This window comes from Acidocella sp. C78 (genome assembly GCF_907164655.1).
This window is the reverse complement of record NZ_CAJQZK010000015.1, coordinates 66,261-84,025: the sequence shown is the minus strand read 5'-3', so window position 1 is coordinate 84,025 and position 17,765 is coordinate 66,261. Positions and strand designations below refer to the sequence as shown.

Genomic DNA, 17,765 nt, shown 5'->3' with positions numbered 1-17,765 from the left:
CAACGACGAGCCGCCCCATCGTCACGCCACCCCGGGGCGAGGGCGCCGCGCAGCCAGGCCAGCACCGCGCCCGGCCTGCCGCCGAAATCGCGATGCACGTGCAGCCCGTGCCCGCCTTGTGCCTTCGCCGCCGCGATCGCCTCCTCGTCGGTCACGTCATCGCCGACGAACACCGGCACCCGCCCGGCGAAGGGCGGCCGCGCCATGAACCACTCCAGCGCGCGCCCCCTTGCCCGCGCCGCGCGGCGGATTTCCCAGGCCATGTTTGCTGCCAGCAATTCCACCTCCGGCGATGCCGCGATCATCGCCCGATCGTCTCGCCCAGCGCCGCCCCGGCTCCGGGTGCCGCCCGGTAATGCGCGACCAGCGAGGCCGATTTCACCTCGATCCGCACGCCCGGATGCGCCGCCGCCGCCTCCTCCAGCGCCGCCCGCCACGCCGGCCGGTTCGCCGTCTCGCGCAGCGGATGATGGATCGCCCCCGCCGCGTCGCGCAGCACGAAGCCGTGCTCGGCGCCGGCGGGGAAGGGCGGTCCGGTCACCGCGTCGATCTGCGCGAGAGTCCGCCCCGAGAGAATCGCCAGCGCCCCGTCGCGCTGCGCCGCCAGCCCGCCCAGCATCGCGCCGAGCCCCGCGGGCACCGCCACCTCCTCCGCCGTCGGGGCAAACTCCAGCAACGTGCCGTCCAGGTCGAGGAACAGCGCGTGCTCGCGCGTCAGGATCGGTTCCATCCCCCGAAATGGGCATGGATGATGCCCCGATCAAGCAACGAGACCGGTTCGGCGGCGGAACGCTACCGCCGCGCCGCGGGCCACGAGAGCAGATCGTGCCCCATCAGCATCGGCACCCGCAGCAGCACATGCCCGTCATGCACGATGTCGATCGGCGGCTCCTCGGTGATCGAGCGGAACCGCGGCGCATACCGTTTCTCGATCGCCACGACCGATCCCGGCATCGCCGCGATCAGGATATCCTCCCCGATCAGCGATTGCGGCGGCGTAGTCACGCCGAATTCGTGCGGATTGCCCTCGAACACCGTCATCCGCATCCCCGGCCCGACCGCATAGGCGATCTTCCCCGCATCGAACCAGCGCAGCGCCGCGAGCGCCAGCCCCGGCCGGTCGAGCTGCCCGCGCGCCTTGAGCGCCGCGCGGAAGCTGGTCCAGTCGATCGCCTGCAAGGTGGGGGACTTGCCCTGCGGAAACATCGCGTCGAACCCCGGCACGATGCCCACCCGCACCTGCAAGGCGATGAACAGCACCGCCACCGCCAGCAGCGCCGCCGTTCCCGTCGCCGCCCGCCCGATCCACCGCCGCATCGCCCCGCGCTGCCGCACGACCCAGTCGCCGAGCAGCGGAAACAGCATCAGATAGCCCGGCGCCGCCCAGTGGAATAAAATCTTGCGCGACGACCACAGCCCGATCAGCGAGAACAGCACGACCGGCACCACGCCGAGCCAGGCCAGCAGCCGCGCCCGCCGGTCGCTCCCCGCAACCCGCCGATCATCAGCCCGATCATCGGCACGAAGATCCAGGGCGCGATGAACAGCGCCTCCCCGCCCCAGATCGCGAAGGGCCGCAGCGGATGCAGCGCCAGCCCCGCCGCCCGGTCGCCCTGATACCCGAACGAGGCCCAGCCGTTCAGCGCGTTCCAGATCACCACCGGCGAGAACATCCCCGCCGCCAGCACGCAGGCCACCCATGGCCCCGGCGTCGCCAGCGCCCGCCGCGCCCGCGCATCCGCCAGCAGGAAGAGCAGCGCCCCCGCCAGCACCAGCACCGCGTTATATTTCGACGCCATCGCGAGCCCGATCAGAATGCCCGCCAGCGGCCAGAAATCAGGGTCGGGCGCGGCCTCCAGCTCCGTCCGCCCGATCCCCAGCGCCCGCGCCAGCGCCCAGGCGGCGCCGACCAGGAAAAAGTCCAGCGGCCCGTCCGGCAGCACCCAGGTGCCGAAGGCGAGCGAGAACACCGGCGAGATGTTCAGCCCGATCACCGCCCACACCCCCGCCGCCGGTGAGAACAGGCGCCGCGTCAGCCCGTACATCAACCCGCTCGTCGCCGCGAACAGCGCGATGAACGGCAGCCGCACGATGAACGGCGCGTGCAGCCCGCTCACCCGCTGGATGCCGAGTTCCATCCACCACGAGACCGGCGGATGGTCGAAATACGAAAGCTGGAACGTGTGCGCGGCGGCGACCATGTAGCTCTCGTCGATCCCGAGCCCCATGCCGGCGGCCAGCACCAGCCGCGCCAGCGTCGCGGCGAGAATGACGAGCAGCGCGGCGCCGCCCGGTGTCATCTGCTTCATGACCGCATCGCATGGGCGAGCCGCGCCGGCCGGTCAAGCGCCGCCGCCCCGTCCTCACGCGAGCCTGACTTGCCGCGCGCCGAATCCCGCCCTAACACCAGCGCTCCACGGAGGTTCACGATGTCCCGATCCGCTCTCGACCGCCGCGCCATGCTCGGCCTCTCCGGCCTCGCCCTCGGCGGCCTCTCCGGCCTCGCCCTCGGCGGCCTCGCCATGCCCTCTGCCTGGGCCGACAGCGCCCCCGCCGGCCCTTCCATCATCCCGCTCGAAGGCCATTTGCCGCCGCTCGCCTTGCACATGCAGGATGTCGAAACCGGCCGCCCCGTCACCCAGGCCGCCTTCCACTGCCATCCGGTGATCCTCTATTTCGGCTTCACCCGCTGCCCTGACACCTGCCCGCTGACCATGCAGAACGCGGCGAAACTCATCCCCCTGCTCGGCAAGCACGGGAAGGATCTGCGGGTCGTCTTCGTCACCATCGACCTCGCCTACGACACCGCCGCCCGCCTCAGGACGTTCATGGCGAAATTCGGCCCCCCGCCGGTCTTCACCGGCCTGCGCGGCACCCCTGCCGAACTCGCGGCGGCGGCGAAGCGTTTCGGCGTCTATTACCGCGCCCCCACCGGTCCCGATTCGCCCGACCCCGAATCCGCCATCCGCCACAGCAGCGCCACCTATCTCTTCGGGCCGGACGGTCGCGCCATCGCCCTCCTCGCCACCTTCCCCTCCTCGCGCCCCGACCTGCCGGGCGTCGCCGCCCTCATCCGCAAGACGATGGACAAATCCTGATGCGCCGCCTCCTCACCGCCCTCGCGGCGTGCCTGGTCCCGGTCCTCGCCGCCGCCGCCCCCACCCCCGCCGTCACGGCGAAGGACGGCTGGTTCCGCTACCTGTTGCCGCAGATCCCGGCCGCCGGCTTCGTCACCCTCGCCAATGCGGGCGATGCGCCGGCGGTGCTGGTGGGCGCCAGCTCGCCCGCCTGCGGCAGCGTCATGCTGCATCGCAGCATGAACCGCAGCGGGATGGACATGATGATCCATGTGAAATCCATCATCATCCCCGCCCATGGCAGCTTCCGCTTCTCTCCCGGCGCCTATCACCTGATGTGCATGAAACCGCGCATGACGGTGGGCGGCACGGCCCATGTCACCCTGACCTTTGCCGCCGCGCCGCCGCTCACAGTGACCTTCACCGTCTATGGCGCCGATGGGCACCCCAGCAGCCGGTAAGATCCCCCTCGTGTCGCGTCTCCGCCGGGCGCTGCTCGCCGCCCTGCTCCTGTCGCCAACGCTCGCTCCCGCCGCCGCGCCGCCGGACGGCAGCCCGGCGGGCAACGCAGAATTGGGCAAAAATATCGTCGTCCACGGCACGGCGGGCGGGGTGCTGCCCTGCATGGTCTGTCACGGCACCGATCTCGCCGGCAACCCGGCCATCGGCGCCCCGCGCCTCGCCGGCCTGAAGCCGGCCACGACGCTCGCGGCGCTGTCCGCCATCGCCGCGGGACGGCAGGGGAAAAACTACGTGATGCGCAACATCGCCCACGCGCTCACCGGCGCCGACCGCGCCGCCATCGCCGCCTATCTCGCCACCCTCGGCGCGCGCGGATGATCGCCCGCCGCGCCTTTACCCGCGCCGGCATCGGCGCTGTCGCATTCCTCCCGCTCGCCGCCTGTCACAAGGACTGGACCCTCTGCGCGCAGGACCTGAAGCCCGGCGCCACCGTCGCCGATCTCCGCCTCACCATGACCGAGGCCGAAACCGGCCGCATCGTCACCGCGGCGGATTTTCGCGGCAAGGTGGTGCTGCTCTATTTCGGCTACACCAACTGCCCGGATGTCTGCCCGATCACCCTGCAGGAAACCGCCCGCATCCTCGGCCGGCTCGGCCGCAAGGCCGATCAGGTGCGCGTCCTCTTCGTCACCGTCGATCCGCAACGCGATACCGATGCCGTGCTGTCGCATTATCTCGCGCTGTTCGGCCGCCCCGAATTCACCGGCCTGCGCGGCACCCCGGCACAACTGCATGCCCTCGCGGCGCGCTGCCACGCCGCCTATGCGGTGCATCCCTCGGCCGATCCGGCGCGCTACACCGTCACCCACACCGCGGCCGCCTATGTGTTCGACCGCGCCGGCAAGCCGCAATTCATCTGCGCCGGCCTGTCCTCGAAAACGCCCGACCTGCCCGGCATCACCAACGACCTCGCCCACCTCATCGGCTGAAAATCATCGTCTGATCCCTCACGCCGCCGCAGTGAGGCGGGCAGGGCAGGGGCAGGAAAAAATTACCCGAGCCGCGCCAGCCAGCCCAGCACGCCGCCCGGCTTGGTCCGGTTCACCGCCTCGATATCGGCGGCCAGCGCCTTGTAGTCCGGGTGCCGCGTCAGCCCGAGATCGGGAATGATGAACCGCGCCCGTCCCTTGGCGTCGAACACGTAGACCAGCGCCGAATGCACCACCTGGTATTTCTGCGGATCGGGCGAGGGATGCACCGAGGCCACTACCCGATACCGCCGCGTCAGCCGGTAGATCTGGTCCGGCGTGCCCCGCAGGCCGAGGAAGTGGCTGTCGAACAGCGCCACATATTTCGCCAGCACCGCATCGGTGTCCCGCTTCGGATCGATGGTGACGAACAGGAACACCACCTTCTTCGCCGCCGGGCCGAGCGCGCGGAACAGCATGTGCAGCTTGTAGAGCGTGTCGGGGCAGACATCCGGGCAGTTGGTGTAGCCGAAATAGAGCAGCACCGTCTTGCCGCGGAAGCTCCTTGCGGTGACGGTCTTTCCACTCTCCGCCTCGGTCATGGTGAAGCCGAGCGGCGGCACCAGCCCGCTCACCTCCACCACCCCGCCCTTGCCGAGCGGCACGCCGGTCAGCTTCGCCTGCCCACCAGTCGCGGCAAACGCCGGGGTCAGGGCGAAGCCGGCGCAGAGCAGCAGGGCGGCGAGGGCGCGGATCATGCCGCCGGCTCGCCGATCTTCCGCTTCAGCGCCTCGTTCACCAGCGCCGGATTGCCCTTGCCCTGCATCGCCTTCATCACCTGGCCGACGAAGAAGCCGAACAGCTTGTCCTTGCCCGCCTTGTATTCCGCGAGCTTGTCGGCATTGGCGGCGATCACCCGGTCGATCGCCGCGTCGATCGCGCCGGTATCCGTCACCTGCTTCAGCCCGCGCGCCTCGACGATCGCGCCCGCCGCATCGCCGGTGTCGAACATCAGCTCCAGCACCTCCTTGGCGATCTTGCCGTTGATCGTGTTGTCGGTGATCAGGTCGAGCAGCTCACCGAGCCGGGCGGCGGTCACCGGCGAGGTCTCGATGCTCGCCCCGGTGCGGTTGAGATGGGCGAAGAAATCGCCGAGCATCCAGTTCGCCACCAGCTTCGCATCGCGCCCGGCGGCGACGGTCTCGAAGAAATCCGCCGTCACCTGCTCCATCACGAAAATCGACGCCTCGTAGCGCGACAGGCCGAAATCGCGCATCAGCCGCGCCCGCTTCGCGTCCGGCAGTTCCGGCAGCGTCGCCTTCAGCGACTCCACCCATGCCTCCTCCAGCACCAGCGGCAGCAGGTCCGGCTCGGGGAAATAGCGGTAGTCGTGCGCGTCCTCCTTGCTCCGCATCGAGCGGGTGACGCCGCGCGCCGGCTCGAACAGCCGCGTCTCCTGATCCACAGTTCCGCCGGCTTCCCAGATCTCGATCTGCCGCTTCGCCTCCGCCTCGATCGCCTGCATCACGAAGCGGATCGAGTTGACGTTCTTGATCTCGCAGCGCGTGCGGAACGGCTCGCCATGCTTGCGCACCGACACATTCACGTCCGCCCGCATCGAGCCCTCGTCCATGTTGCCGTCGCAGGTGCCGAGATAGCGCAGAATGGTGCGCAGCTTGCGCAGATAGGCGCCGGCCTCTTCCGGCGAGCGCATGTCCGGCTCGCTGACGATCTCCATCAGCGCCACACCCGAGCGGTTGAGATCGATCAGCGACTTGCTCGGATGCTGGTCATGCATCGACTTGCCGGCATCCTGCTCCAGATGCAGCCGCGTGATCCCGATCGTCCGCGTCTCGCCCGATTCGAGTTCGATCTCGATCGCCCCGGCGCCCACGATCGGATGTTCGTACTGGCTGATCTGATAGCCCTGCGGCAGGTCGGCGTAGAAATAGTTCTTCCGGTCGAACCGCGAGACGAGGTTGATATGCGCGGCCAGCCCCAGCCCGGTGCGCACCGCCTGCGCCACGCATTCGCGGTTGATCACCGGCAGCATCCCCGGAAACCCGGCATCGACGAAGCTCACCTGGCTGTTCGGTTCGGCGCCGAACGCCGTCGCCGCCCCGCTGAACAGTTTCGAGCGCGAAATCACCTGGGCATGCACCTCAAGCCCGATCACCAGCTCCCACGCGCCGGTCGTCCCCTCGATCACGTAGCTCATGCCGCACCTCCCGCGATCACGCCCGGCCGGTGCGCAAACCCCGCCGCCCGCTCCAGCACCGATGACACGGCGAACACCGTCTCCTCGTCGAAATGCCGCCCCAGCACCTGCAAGCCGAGCGGCAGGCCCGCCGCATCCAGCCCCGCCGGCACGCTCATCCCCGGCACGCCGGCGAGCGAGGCCGGCACGGTGAACACGTCGTTCAGATACATCGTCACCGGATCGTCCATCTTCTCGCCCAGCGCGAACGCCGCCGAGGGCGCGGTCGGCGTCAGCAGCGCGTCCACCTTCCCGAACGCCTCCTGGAAATCCCGCAGGATCAGCGCCCGCACCTTCTGCGCCTTCAGGTAATACGCGTCGTAATACCCGGCCGAGAGCACATAGGTCCCGATCATGATCCGCCGCTTCACCTCCGCGCCGAAGCCCGCCGCCCGCGTCCGCTCGTAAAGATCGATCAGGTCCTTGCCCTCGATGCGCGCGCCGAACCGCACCCCGTCATACCGCGCGAGGTTCGACGACGCCTCGGCGGGTGCGACGATGTAATACACCGGCAGCCCGTATTTCGTGTGCGGCAGCGAAACGTCGACGATCTCCGCCCCCTCCCGCCGCAGCCAGTCGATCCCGTCCTGCCACAGTTTCTCGATCTCGCGCGGCATGCCCTCCACGCGATACTCCGCCGGAATCCCGATCCGGAGCCCCTTCACCCCGCGCCCGCACGCCGCCCGGAAATCCGGCACCGCCCGCTCCGCCGAGGTCGAATCCTTCGGATCGAACCCGCTCATCTCGCGCAGCAGAATGGCGCAATCCTCCACCGTCCGCGCCATCGGCCCCGCCTGGTCCAGCGACGAGGCAAACGCGATGATCCCGAACCGCGAGCACCGCCCATAGGTCGGCTTGATCCCGGCGATCCCGCTGAACGCCGCCGGCTGGCGGATCGACCCGCCGGTATCCGTCCCCGTCGCCCCCATCGCCATCCGCGCCGCCACCGCCGCCGCCGACCCGCCGGACGACCCACCCGGCGTCAGCTTCGCGCCATCCGCCCGCTGCCACGGATTCTCCACCGGCCCGTAGCCCGACGTGATGTTGGACGATCCCATCGCGAACTCGTCGAGATTGGCCTTGCCCAGCATCACCGCCCCGGCCGCCTTCAGCCTGGCCGACACCGTGCTCTCATACGGCGGCACGAACGGCTCCAGGATCTTCGATCCCGCCGTCGTCCGCACCCCCTCGGTGCAGAACAGATCCTTCATCGCGATCGGGATACCCGCCAGGGCAGGGGCCTCGCCCTTCGCCCGCGCATCATCCGCCGCCCGCGCCTGCTCCAGCGCCAGCTCCGGCGTCGTCGTGATGAACGCGTTCAGCCGCGGATTGAGCGCCTCCACCGCCGCCACATGCGCCTCGGTCAGTTCCACCGCCGAAACCGTCTTCGCCGCCAGCGCGTCCAGCGCCGCGGCGATCGTCATGTCCAATACGCTCATTCCACCACCTTCGGCACCGCAAAGAAATCGCCGATCCGCTCCGGCGCGTTCGCCAGCACGCGGTCGGGATACTGCCCGTCCGTCACCGCGTCCTCGCGCATCCTGAGCGCCATCTGCGCCCCGCCCGACAGCGGTGCGACCCCTTCAACATCCACTTCCGCCAATTGTTCCACATAGCCGAGAATCGCGTTGAGTTCGCCGGCGAGCCGCGGCACCTCGTCCTCATCCAGCCGGATACGGGCGAGTTTCGCGATGCGGCGCACCGTCGCGTGATCGAGAGACATGACTGATCCCTTGGGTTTCTGAGCGCGCTGGACCATAAACGCGCGCATGACACTGTTCAACCTGACCGACCTCGCCTCAACCCTGCCCCGCAACGCAAGGCTGATCGGCCTCGACCCCGGATCGAAGATCATCGGCATCGCCCTCTCCGATGTCGGCCGCCGCCTCGCCACCCCCTACGGCGCCATGAAGCGCGGCAAGCTCGCCGACGCCGCCGCCACCATTCTCGACATCGCCCGCAAGGAAGGGGCCGCCGCCATCGTCATCGGCCTGCCCCTCTCGATGGACGGCTCCTTCGGCCCCGCCGCCCAGGCCGCGCGCGACTGGGCGCACGCCATCGCCCGCGAAACCGGCCTCCCCGTCGCGATGATGGACGAACGCCTCTCCTCCGCCGCCGTCAACCGCGCCCTCATCGAGGCCGACCTCTCCCGCGCCAAACGCGCCGGACGGGTCGACGCCGCCGCCGCCTCCTACATGCTCCAGGGCGCGCTCGACCTGCTGAACGAACCCCGCCCCCCGGAATGATCGCCGAACAATGACCCCCACACCGTGAACCAGGCCGGCATCCTCGCCCTCCTCGCCGCCGCCGCCACCCTCGAAGTCGGCGGCGACGCCCTGATGCGCGCCGCCCTCCACCAGCACGGCCTCGCCCGCGCCCCCTTCCTCGCCGCCGGCATCCTCGTCCTCGCCGCCTACGGACTCGTGGTCAATCTCGGCCCGTGGGATTTCGGCCGCGTCCTCGGCGTCTACGTCGTCCTCTTCTTCCTCGCCGCCCAGCTGGTGAACTGGCTCGGCTTCGGCCTCCGCCCATCCCCGCCCATCCTCCTCGGCGGCGCCCTCATCTGCGCCGGCGGCCTGGTGATGACCCTCTGGCGATGACCATCCACGCCCACATGTTCTGGCACGGCGACCCACCCCGCCGCCTCGAACGCCTCGCCATCCGCAGCGTCCTCGCCCAGGGCTACGCCCTCACCCTCTGGAGCTACGCCCCGCTCCCCAACCTCCCGCCCGGCCTCATTGCGGCCGACGCCGCCGAAATCCTCCCCCGCTCCGCCCTCTTCACCAACCGCCGCGGTTCCATCGCCAGCTTCACCGACTGGTTCCGCTACATCGTCCTCTCCCGCCACGGCGGCCTCTGGACCGATTCCGACGTCATCGCGCTGCGCCCCGCATCCGACCTCCCGGCGCGCAAATTCCTTGTCACCCAGCGCGAATGGTTCCACCGCCGCCTCCGCCCCCGCGGCTGGAAAACCACCCTCAACAACAACGTCATCTTCAACCCCACCCCCGAACCGGGCGACCTCGTCGATCTCGCCCGCGCCCTCGCCGAACGCTTCCCCAAATCCGCGATCGACTGGGGCGAACTCGGCCCCGACCTGCTGACCGCGCTGTCGCGCCTCCACCCCGCCCACGGCTACGCCATCATGCCGCCCGCCTTCGCCAACCCGGTCGGCTACTGGCAAAGCCCCGCCGCCCTGCTGCGCCCCAACCCGCCCCGCCTGAGCACGCCAAACCTGAAACCCGAAACCGCCTTCCTCCACGCCTATGGCGAAATGTGGCGCCGCGCCGGCATCTCCCCCGACGCCCCGTTCCCCCCCGGCAGCCTCCTCGCCACCCTCGCCAAAACTTTCGGCGAGCCCAACCCCTGACTCTGCCCCGCGTCCGTCACCAAAACAATACTGAACGTTAGTCTTTCTCACCCTCCCGTCCTCATGGCACCTTCGCCCGATGCCGCAGGAGAGCGAGACAATGCCCGACACCACCCCCCGACCATCCCACCCGACGCGCCCACCCCCAACGCCACCGCAACCGACGCCACCGCAACCGACATCCTCACCCTCGTGATCGAAACCTTCATCATCCCCTTCGAAGGCTTCTCTCCCACCCCCTACCGCGACGCCGCCGGCACCTGGACCATCGGCTACGGCTCCACACGCGACGACACCAACGCCCCCGTCACCCAGACAACCCCGCCCATCACCCGCGCCACCGCCGAAACCCTCGCCCGCCGCGACCTCGCGAACGCTCGCCAGACCGTCACCCACGCCGTCACCGTCCCCCTGACCCCCAACCAGCAGGCCGCCCTCATCGACTTCGTCTACAACCTCGGCGCCGGCAATTTTCTCCGCTCCACCCTGCTCCGCCTCCTGAACCAGGGCGACTACAAAGCCGCCGCCGCCCAATTCCCCCGCTGGGACCTCGCCAACGGATGTTTGCTCCCCGGCCTCCGGCGGCGACGCGAGGCGGAAGCGGCGCTTTTCTCCTCCGTTACGGCGGTGGGGGAGGGGTGAGGTGTTGCGGTCAGGGAGCGTTGCGAATGTGTGATTCGGGCCGGAAGCAAAAAATCCGTTATGGGGCGGTAACTCGCAGAAAGCCGACACCGCCTGACCGCCCATCTTTCTCAAAGTCAGATATCCATATCTATCAACGCGCTATCGTCTCCGGGTGCCGCGCAAATCCTGAATCACGCTCCATTCGTTGGCTTGCTCCGGGCATGCAAGCACGTTATCCGTAATAAAACGCATGGATACTGCCAGCCAAAACGACGACGGAAAGCGGCCCTATCTCCCGCCGAGGCGAGCGGTTAAGTTCTGCTCTGCTGGGTTCGCGGGAACTTTGTTGATGGCCCCGCTCGTCCTGGTGCTCGATGTTTTGTATCTTTTGTTTGGTGATAATGGTCTGAACGTCTTCATGCCGGATGGCCTGCCCGTCGGCCCAGTCATTCTGTCGATCGCTTTCGCGATATTCGGCGTAACCTATGTGCGAAAAGTGTATGTTTACGGAACCGTCAAATGGATACGGCGGTTCCGGCGCGTGGCAACTTTATCGTCGCTTTTCGTATGGCTGCTGCTCTTTTGGAATGTATGGCAACTCATCCGCGCGCCCAATCAGGACGTTTTTGCATCATATCTGATATTTGTCGGCATGCTGGGTGTGGCCTTGGGACTCTCCGGTTTGATGTTATGGACCATCAATAGATATCGTTGCTACGATCCCAATTCCACGCCGGACGAATGGGAACTGCCGGAAGCCATCGCGCAGCAGGACAAACCGGGCGGCTAATAATCGTTCCTTGATCGAGGATGCGCGACGCCGGGCGGTACGGATCGACGTCGTCGACAACCGCGACGCCGGCAATTTCCTCCGCTCGACCCGGCTCCGCCTGCTGAACAACGGCGACGACAAAGCCGCCGCCGCCCAGTTCCCCCGCTGGGACCTCGCCAACGGAATTCCTCTCACCGGCCTCCGGCGGCGGCGCGAGGCGGAGGCGGCGCTGTTTTGTTCAGAGGCGGGGGTGGGAGAGGGTTAGAAAAATCAAACGAAAAAATCGCTTGAGATCAATTTGGTTTCAGATATCTTGAGCATATTCGTTAACTTCTTCAAAAACATTTTACAAAAATATGGTCAATTGAGGCAAAAAATGATATCGCAAAAAAAGATATGGTTTTTTATAATTGTTATATTGATTACGATAAATAAATTATATGAAAGCCAGAGTGATCCTGATGAGGAATTAGGAAATTCTGCTTTGATCTATTTGCATAAGTTAGCGTATTTTACGGCTAGTTATCAAGAAGCAACGAAAGATGACGACCAATTCGGCTGCTATCATTCATACAAAAATATACAAAAAATGGCACATAAGGCGCTTGTCAAAATGAATTTAATGTCGTTTCCGCCAAGAGATGCAGTTCAAGATGTTTCAAAAATACTGCATATTAGCCAGCTGACGCCCAATCAATGTTCAAATAAAATGTATGCACAAATTGAATTTATGATTTCAGGTGAATCAATAGTTGCGCTCAGATATGATTATGCGATCGGCGGTAGAAAATGGTATAAAGTGACAAGAGAGAATAAAATAGAAGCCGAAAACCCTCTCGAATATGCTCGGTCACTTAAAGATAAAAATTATTCGTGGGTTAGCGTGAGGCCGAAGGGAATGATTTTTATGATCGAGACTGATTGGAAGGCTGAAGCGGCTTCGTGTCAGATAGATGATCCAGCGATAGAGAATTCGGGTAATAATTTAAAGGCGGTAGAAGTAGACTATCGCAGAGTGAATGAAAGCAGCACAAAATCAGTTTATTTTTATCGAACCAAGGCTGAAGCAGAGACTTATAGCAAAAATAATTAATTATTTCAACCTTTATGTATTTAGAATATTATGAGACCTGAGTGATTCTATTGCGTCATAATTTATTCCTTGATCCGAAATTAGGTCTATATTACGGCCAAAAAATTTCTTGTAATTTGAGATTGTTTGACTCGTTGCTTGTGAAGATCCGCCAGTTACTAGAAATATTTTAGGGGGCGAAATGCGCACAAGCTCGGCGCGCTTAAGCAGAGTTTTAAACTCATAATCAGCCCCGGGCATAGAATAACCTATAAACGTCCATGTATCAGTTTTTTTCAAAACATATTCGGCTGTTTTCCAAGAATTTAGGTGCGCGGGAAAATCTAATGCCTTTCTATAGCTAAATGTCGCTAGTCTATTTCCTAGAGAATTCGATTGGCAACTTGGACAGTATTTTTGTTCTGTTTTATATTTATAGTCTTTTTCGGTATATTTATTAACTATATCCCAGTCTTTTTTGCTAAACTGAAGTTTTCACTGATTCGAAAGCAAATTCCCTGTATTTATCGGTGAACTTCGAGATCTGATTTTGCCGCTTACTGGACACGCATGGGGTCGATCCCGATCAGGGCGAAGGCGGTGGTTTGCAGCGACGTGGGGTTTGCCAGAGCGGTGAAGGTGGCGTTCGGCGCCTTGGGTAGGGAGGCGGTGTTGAGGGTCTGTGTGGCGAGATGCGCCATCAGGTCGGTGAAGCTCGAAATCGGCAGGTTCTGGTCGTTGCGGCGTCGCCCGCGCTTGCGATCGGCGGCCGGGGATATCGATGCGGGGGCAACCGGCGATGAGCGTTCAGTTTCCGCGCCTGGCCGGTCGTGATCCTGGAACAGCAGGGGCTTGAGGGCGTCGCGCAGATGCCATTCGACGTAATAGGCCATCATGCAGAGGAAGACGTGGGCACGCACCCGCGGCGAGAGCCAGTGATGCACCGGGCGGATCGCGAGATCGACCGATTTGAGGGACCGGAACGCCCGTTCCACCCGTGAGAGATCCTTGTAGGCTGACACGGCTTCGGTCTCGCTCATGACGTCCGCGCTCACACTGGTGCGGATGACATAGATGCCGTCGAGGGCCGCCTCGCGCGCGATGCTGGCGGCGTTGCGCTGGAAATCGAAGCGGCTGGCGGTGATGGTGAGATCGAAATGCTTGGCCATCTTGCGCTGGTTGATCACCGCCCCCACCGCCAGCCCGATCGCGGCCTCGCCATGAAGAGGAGCGCGTTTGCGCCGTGTCGCATCCCGGATCCGCGCCAGTTCCGTCTCGGTGGCCACGAGCAGCGCCTCGCGCTTGCGCCGTCGTTCGGTCGCCAGGGCGGCGTTGCGACAGGCGATCAGCCGCTCGCCCGGATAATCGGGCGACGTGATCGCGGCGATATCGCGCTCGTCGAACAGCGACATCTGCAGCGGTCCCTCGGCAAGATCCTGGATCTGCCCCGCGCGCAGGCAGCTGATCCAGTCCAGCCCCGCCGGCTTGATCGTCTCGCGGATCCGCGCCGTGGTGATCATTCCGCGATCACCCACCAGGACGACGCGCTCGAGATGGAACCGGCGCTTGAGTTTCTCCACCTGGGCGGCGATCGTCGCCGGATCGGCGGTGTTGCCTTCGAACACTTCCACTGCGATCGGCCGCCCCTCGCGATCGCACAGCAGACCATAGACGATCTGCGGCCGATCGGGCCGGTGATCCCGGCTGTATCCGTGGTGTGCCAGTTCGCAATGCCGGCCTTCGAGGTAGGATGAACTGACGTCGTAGAGCACCAGCGTGCCGTCGCGCAGATGGCGCCTTGCAAACTCCCGTTCGATCCGCCCCTGCTGCGTGCCCAGCCAGTCCAGCGCCGCATAGATCTCGCGCTCTTCAATGACACCGAGATCAAGCATCTGCCCGAGGCTCGATGTTGCGGTCTCCGGGTTCAGGCCGCGCAGGGTCGAGAGCTTCGATCCCGGCGCGATCACCCGGCCGGCGATCAGCGCCAGGGCGAGACTGCGCTCGCGCGACGCCCTCCGGCCCAGCAGGCGGGGTATCCCGAGCTTGCGCATCATCCCGAGTGCCGCCGCCACATGACCATGCGGCAGCGAACGCCGGATCTCCAGCGCCTGATCGGCACCACCAACCACCGCGCCACCCGCGAGCAGCGCTCGTAGGCCATCGATCAACGCGGGCGGCATCTGGCTCAGATTGGCGATGGTACGCTTGTGAACCTTCCGCCCCTCGCGGAAACTCTCCCGCAACAGCACGGCCGGCGCCGATCGGCCATTCGGAACCACATCGATGAACATAACCCGAGCGAATCACAGATCGAGTCGCACCGCAAGCCCCATTTATGGACACAAAACGCTCGCAAGAAATCAGCGCTACGCGAGGCTATCCGCCACGTTCAGGTCATTCCCAAGTAAAAACTTCAGGCTAAATCATGGCCATATATGTCGGAAACAAATTTTTTTATGAAATCGACTTGGAGTGCGGTTGGCCCATCAAGTCTTAGACCCTCGATATTTAAGAGATTTTTGGTAAATTGTGAGGCTAATGGCAGTCCGGCATGGTTAGAAAAACCTGCACCAACTATGAATGCGTGCTTTTTATCCATCATCGGTAATTTCTCAGTTGTTGGAGAAGGTAATGGAAAAATTATAAAAGCCTAACGTAATCCACAAGACAATACGCTGAGCGTATATTGGCCTAAAACAAGTGTGGTGTGATGCAACAAACCTCCTTGCCCACCCCCACCCCTCATGGGATTTTTGCACCCGTGACCACCCCAACCCCCACACCCCCCGGATTTTTGCTCCCCCGCTTCGAAACCTTCATCGAGGCGCTCTGCGCGCACATCGCCGCCGCGGGGCTGAAACACGGCGTCGCCGGGCCGGTCATCGTCCTCATCTGGCAGCGCCTCCGCCGCCTCGGCGCCCGCTTCGCCCGCCTCGCCGCCATCCCGGCCCGGCGGCGTAAAACCGCCCGCGCGGGCAGCGCCGGCCCGCGCTCGCCGCTCCCGCGCCGCTTCGCCTGGCTCACCCGCCTCATCCCCGGAACCGCCTCGGTCGCCGCCCAGTTCCGCGCCATGCTTGAAACCGAGGAAATGGCCGCCCTCGTCGCCGCCACCCCGCAAGCCGGGCGCATCCTCCGCCCGCTCTGCCACACGCTCGGCATCCGCCCGCCCACATGCCTCCGCCGCCCCCGCGCCAAACCCCGCGCGCCCAAACCCCGCGCGCCACAGCCCAAACCGCCCGAACCCCCCGCGCCGGCACATCCCGCGCCCAACCCGCTCTGGTCCCGCGCCCCCGGCGCAGCCCGCTTCAACCCCCCACGCCGGAAATTTCGCGCCTGACGCCGCCGCGCCCCATCACGCCCGATTTGTTGCGAATCCCAACAATCAGCCGGCCCGGCCGAACATCCGCTCAAGATCGCCCTGCGTCAGCCGCAAAACCGTCGGCCGCCCATGCGGGCAGGTCTGCGCGAGGGGAGTGGTCTCCATCGCCCGCAACAGCGCCTCCATCTCCGCGAAAACCAGCCGCCGCCCCGCCCGCACCGAACGATGACACGCCATGCGGATCAAAACCGCGTCCAGCCGCACCTCCAGCGCCGCCGCCGTCCCGCTCTCCGCCAGCGTGTCCGCCACATCCCGCGCCAACCCCGCCGGATCGGCCTTCGACAGCGCCGCCGGAACCGTCCGCACCAGCACCGCCCCCGGCCCGAACGCCTCGATCTCCAGCCCCAGAGCCGCCAGCGTCTCCGCCGCCTCCACCAGCCGCGAAACGTCCTCCGCCGCCAGCTCCACCACCGCCGGCGCCAGCAGCGCCTGCGCCGCAATCCCCCCGACTCCCGCTCCGCCCGCAGCCTTATCTCCGTCAGCCGCTCATGCGCCGCATGCTGGTCCACCAGAACCAGCGTCCCATCCCCGCTCTGCGCCAGAATATACGTCTCGAACACCTGCGCGATCGGCGTCCCCAGCGGATACTCCGGCCGCACCTCCGGCAAAACCTCCGGCACAACCCGCGCCGGCGGCAAATCCAGCCCGCGCAGCTCCGCCTCCGCGAACCCCCGCGCCGCCCGGCTCTCCGCTTGCGGATATCGCGGCATCGCCGCCGCCGCCGCCCAGCTCGTCCGTGGCAGCGAAACCGAAGGCGCCGCCCCCAGCTCCGCCGGCGTCGCCAGCCCCCGCTGCACCGCCCCGATCACCAGCGACCGCACCGCATCCGGGTTCGCGAACCGCAGCTCCGCCTTCGCCGGATGCACGTTCACATCCAGCATCTCCGCCGGAATCTCCAGCCATAAAGCCGCCAGCGGATGCCGCCCCGCCGGAATCCGCTCCCGATACGCCAGCCGCAGCGCCATCCGCAAAAGCGGGTCCCGCACCGGCCGCCCGTTTACCACCATGTGCTGGTGCCGCCCCGCCGCCCGCGTCAGACTCGCCGGCGAAATGAACCCCCGCAGCACAACCTCCTCCCGAGCCGCCTCGATCTCCAGCAGCCGCTCCGCATCCCCCCGCCCATAAATCGCCGCCACCCGCTCCCGCCGGTCCTGCGCCGGCAGCTCGAACCGCGCCACCCCGTCGATCGTCAGCGAAAACCCAACCCCCGGCGCCGCCAGCGCCAGGTGCCGCACCGCCTCCGCACAAGCCCCCGCCTCCGCCGCCGCCCCACGCAGAAATTTCCGCCGCGCCGGCGTCGCATGGAACAGATCCTCGACGATCACGCAGGTCCCCACCGGTCCGGCCACCGGCTCGACCTCCCGCACCGCCCCGCCATCCACCACGATCCTCGCCGCCGAATCCTGCCCCGCCGGCCGTGACGTCAGGGTCAGCCGCCCCGCCGCCCCGATCGACGGCAACGCCTCGCCCCGAAATCCCAGCGTGGCAATCCGCACCAGCGCCTCGTCCGTCAGTTTCGATGTCGCATGCCGCTCGATCGCCAGCTTCAGTTCCGCCTCGGCAATCCCATGCCCGTCATCGGTCACCTCGATCCGCCCGATCCCCCCGCCCTCGATCGCAACCCCGATCCGCCGCGCCCCGGCGTCGAGCGCGTTCTCCACCAGCTCCTTCACCGCGGCGGCCGGCCGTTCGATCACCTCGCCGGCGGCAATCCGGTTGATCGTTATCGGGTCTAGGCGACGGATCGGCATGACCCCATCTTACAACCACGCCTCCCCGATCAC

General features: G+C 65.8%; 22 protein-coding genes and 2 pseudogenes. 12 read left to right on the top strand and 12 right to left on the bottom strand.

Features of this window, described 5'->3' with window-relative positions; translation table 11 throughout:
• The 5 genes and pseudogenes from ACIDOCELLA78_RS000000106520 to ACIDOCELLA78_RS000000106500 form a co-directional block, all read right to left on the bottom strand.
• Window positions 1–305: pseudogene (locus ACIDOCELLA78_RS000000106520) on the bottom strand (trehalose-phosphatase); the annotation flags it as partial.
• A complete protein-coding gene (otsB, locus tag ACIDOCELLA78_RS000000106515) occupies window positions 302–730 on the bottom strand; it encodes a trehalose-phosphatase (RefSeq protein WP_249675976.1) in 429 nt (142 codons plus the stop codon). The pseudogene ACIDOCELLA78_RS000000106520 and the gene otsB, both read right to left, overlap by 4 nt.
• A gap of 62 nt (window positions 731–792) precedes the next feature.
• Window positions 793–1,449 carry a hypothetical protein gene (locus tag ACIDOCELLA78_RS000000106510; RefSeq protein ID WP_249675961.1) on the bottom strand — a complete coding sequence of 219 codons (657 nt, stop codon included), beginning with the start codon at window positions 1,447–1,449 and terminating at the stop codon, window positions 793–795.
• The gene (locus tag ACIDOCELLA78_RS000000106505) at window positions 1,422–2,309 is read right to left on the bottom strand and encodes a glycosyltransferase family 39 protein (protein WP_249675959.1); all 888 of its coding nucleotides are present in this window, start codon (window positions 2,307–2,309) and stop codon (window positions 1,422–1,424) included. Before ACIDOCELLA78_RS000000106505 ends, ACIDOCELLA78_RS000000106510 begins: the two co-directional genes overlap by 28 nt.
• On the bottom strand, window positions 2,306–2,428 hold the full coding sequence (locus ACIDOCELLA78_RS000000106500) for a hypothetical protein (RefSeq protein WP_283770837.1): 123 nt from the start codon (window positions 2,426–2,428) through the stop codon (window positions 2,306–2,308). The genes ACIDOCELLA78_RS000000106505 and ACIDOCELLA78_RS000000106500 overlap by 4 nt, the downstream gene beginning before the upstream one ends.
• A 1-nt stretch (window position 2,429) precedes the next feature.
• On the opposite strand from ACIDOCELLA78_RS000000106500, the gene ACIDOCELLA78_RS000000106495 reads away from it, so the two are divergent.
• From ACIDOCELLA78_RS000000106495 to ACIDOCELLA78_RS000000106480, 4 genes are read left to right on the top strand one after another with little or no spacing between them, the layout of a single operon-like run.
• A complete protein-coding gene (locus ACIDOCELLA78_RS000000106495) occupies window positions 2,430–3,098 on the top strand; it encodes an SCO family protein (protein ID WP_201728895.1) in 669 nt (222 codons plus the stop codon).
• Window positions 3,098–3,538 carry a copper chaperone PCu(A)C gene (locus tag ACIDOCELLA78_RS000000106490; protein ID WP_201728894.1) on the top strand — a complete coding sequence of 147 codons (441 nt, stop codon included), beginning with the start codon at window positions 3,098–3,100 and terminating at the stop codon, window positions 3,536–3,538. Before ACIDOCELLA78_RS000000106495 ends, ACIDOCELLA78_RS000000106490 begins: the two co-directional genes overlap by 1 nt.
• A gap of 10 nt (window positions 3,539–3,548) precedes the next feature.
• Entirely contained in the window at window positions 3,549–3,917 is a 369-nt protein-coding gene (locus ACIDOCELLA78_RS000000106485) for a c-type cytochrome (protein ID WP_201728893.1), read from the top strand.
• A complete protein-coding gene (locus ACIDOCELLA78_RS000000106480; RefSeq protein ID WP_201728892.1) occupies window positions 3,914–4,528 on the top strand; it encodes an SCO family protein in 615 nt (204 codons plus the stop codon). The genes ACIDOCELLA78_RS000000106485 and ACIDOCELLA78_RS000000106480 overlap by 4 nt, the downstream gene beginning before the upstream one ends.
• 62 nt (window positions 4,529–4,590) lie before the next feature.
• Here the strand turns inward: ACIDOCELLA78_RS000000106480 and ACIDOCELLA78_RS000000106475 are convergent, their stop codons facing one another.
• From ACIDOCELLA78_RS000000106475 to gatC, 4 genes are read right to left on the bottom strand one after another with little or no spacing between them, the layout of a single operon-like run.
• Window positions 4,591–5,265 (bottom strand): SCO family protein, encoded by a 675-nt coding sequence (locus ACIDOCELLA78_RS000000106475; RefSeq protein WP_201728891.1) that lies wholly within the window; start codon window positions 5,263–5,265, stop codon window positions 4,591–4,593.
• Window positions 5,262–6,725, bottom strand: a complete 1,464-nt coding sequence (gene gatB, locus ACIDOCELLA78_RS000000106470) for an Asp-tRNA(Asn)/Glu-tRNA(Gln) amidotransferase subunit GatB (protein WP_201728890.1) — start codon at window positions 6,723–6,725, stop codon at window positions 5,262–5,264. The genes ACIDOCELLA78_RS000000106475 and gatB overlap by 4 nt, the downstream gene beginning before the upstream one ends.
• Window positions 6,722–8,203, bottom strand: coding sequence for an Asp-tRNA(Asn)/Glu-tRNA(Gln) amidotransferase subunit GatA (gene gatA / locus ACIDOCELLA78_RS000000106465; RefSeq protein WP_201728889.1), 1,482 nt, complete (start codon window positions 8,201–8,203; stop codon window positions 6,722–6,724). Before gatA ends, gatB begins: the two co-directional genes overlap by 4 nt.
• Window positions 8,200–8,487 (bottom strand): Asp-tRNA(Asn)/Glu-tRNA(Gln) amidotransferase subunit GatC, encoded by a 288-nt coding sequence (gene gatC / locus ACIDOCELLA78_RS000000106460; protein ID WP_201728888.1) that lies wholly within the window; start codon window positions 8,485–8,487, stop codon window positions 8,200–8,202. Before gatC ends, gatA begins: the two co-directional genes overlap by 4 nt.
• 46 nt (window positions 8,488–8,533) lie before the next feature.
• Here gatC and ruvX point away from each other — a divergent pair, with 46 nt between their 5' ends.
• The 7 genes from ruvX (at window position 8,534) to ACIDOCELLA78_RS000000106425 (ending at window position 12,623) form a co-directional block, all read left to right on the top strand.
• Window positions 8,534–9,010, top strand: coding sequence for a Holliday junction resolvase RuvX (ruvX, locus tag ACIDOCELLA78_RS000000106455; protein ID WP_201728887.1), 477 nt, complete (start codon window positions 8,534–8,536; stop codon window positions 9,008–9,010).
• A gap of 24 nt (window positions 9,011–9,034) precedes the next feature.
• The gene (locus tag ACIDOCELLA78_RS000000106450; RefSeq protein ID WP_201728886.1) at window positions 9,035–9,364 is read left to right on the top strand and encodes a hypothetical protein; all 330 of its coding nucleotides are present in this window, start codon (window positions 9,035–9,037) and stop codon (window positions 9,362–9,364) included.
• Window positions 9,361–10,134: a glycosyltransferase gene (locus ACIDOCELLA78_RS000000106445; protein WP_201728885.1), complete on the top strand. Its 774-nt coding sequence runs from the start codon at window positions 9,361–9,363 to the stop codon at window positions 10,132–10,134. Before ACIDOCELLA78_RS000000106450 ends, ACIDOCELLA78_RS000000106445 begins: the two co-directional genes overlap by 4 nt.
• 63 nt (window positions 10,135–10,197) lie before the next feature.
• Window positions 10,198–10,776, top strand: a complete 579-nt coding sequence (locus tag ACIDOCELLA78_RS000000106440; RefSeq protein WP_249675955.1) for a lysozyme — start codon at window positions 10,198–10,200, stop codon at window positions 10,774–10,776.
• A gap of 331 nt (window positions 10,777–11,107) precedes the next feature.
• Window positions 11,108–11,548, top strand: a complete 441-nt coding sequence (locus ACIDOCELLA78_RS000000106435; RefSeq protein ID WP_201728884.1) for a hypothetical protein — start codon at window positions 11,108–11,110, stop codon at window positions 11,546–11,548.
• Window positions 11,549–11,558: 10 nt separating this feature from the next.
• On the top strand, window positions 11,559–11,795 hold the full coding sequence (locus ACIDOCELLA78_RS000000106430; protein WP_249675953.1) for a glycoside hydrolase family protein: 237 nt from the start codon (window positions 11,559–11,561) through the stop codon (window positions 11,793–11,795).
• A gap of 48 nt (window positions 11,796–11,843) precedes the next feature.
• Complete coding sequence (locus ACIDOCELLA78_RS000000106425; protein ID WP_201728883.1) at window positions 11,844–12,623, top strand: hypothetical protein; 780 nt, start codon at window positions 11,844–11,846, stop codon at window positions 12,621–12,623.
• A gap of 536 nt (window positions 12,624–13,159) precedes the next feature.
• Here the strand turns inward: ACIDOCELLA78_RS000000106425 and ACIDOCELLA78_RS000000106420 are convergent.
• Window positions 13,160–14,893, bottom strand: a complete 1,734-nt coding sequence (locus tag ACIDOCELLA78_RS000000106420) for an IS1634 family transposase (RefSeq protein ID WP_201727483.1) — start codon at window positions 14,891–14,893, stop codon at window positions 13,160–13,162.
• Between the two features lie 122 nt (window positions 14,894–15,015).
• The gene (locus ACIDOCELLA78_RS000000106415; RefSeq protein ID WP_214006283.1) at window positions 15,016–15,201 is read right to left on the bottom strand and encodes a hypothetical protein; all 186 of its coding nucleotides are present in this window, start codon (window positions 15,199–15,201) and stop codon (window positions 15,016–15,018) included.
• Window positions 15,202–15,363: 162 nt separating this feature from the next.
• On the opposite strand from ACIDOCELLA78_RS000000106415, the gene ACIDOCELLA78_RS000000106410 reads away from it, so the two are divergent.
• On the top strand, window positions 15,364–15,939 hold the full coding sequence (locus ACIDOCELLA78_RS000000106410) for a hypothetical protein (protein ID WP_201728882.1): 576 nt from the start codon (window positions 15,364–15,366) through the stop codon (window positions 15,937–15,939).
• 45 nt (window positions 15,940–15,984) lie between these two features.
• Here the strand turns inward: ACIDOCELLA78_RS000000106410 and mutL are convergent.
• Window positions 15,985–17,732: pseudogene (gene mutL, locus ACIDOCELLA78_RS000000106405) on the bottom strand (DNA mismatch repair endonuclease MutL).
• Window positions 17,733–17,765: the final 33 nt, after the last annotated feature.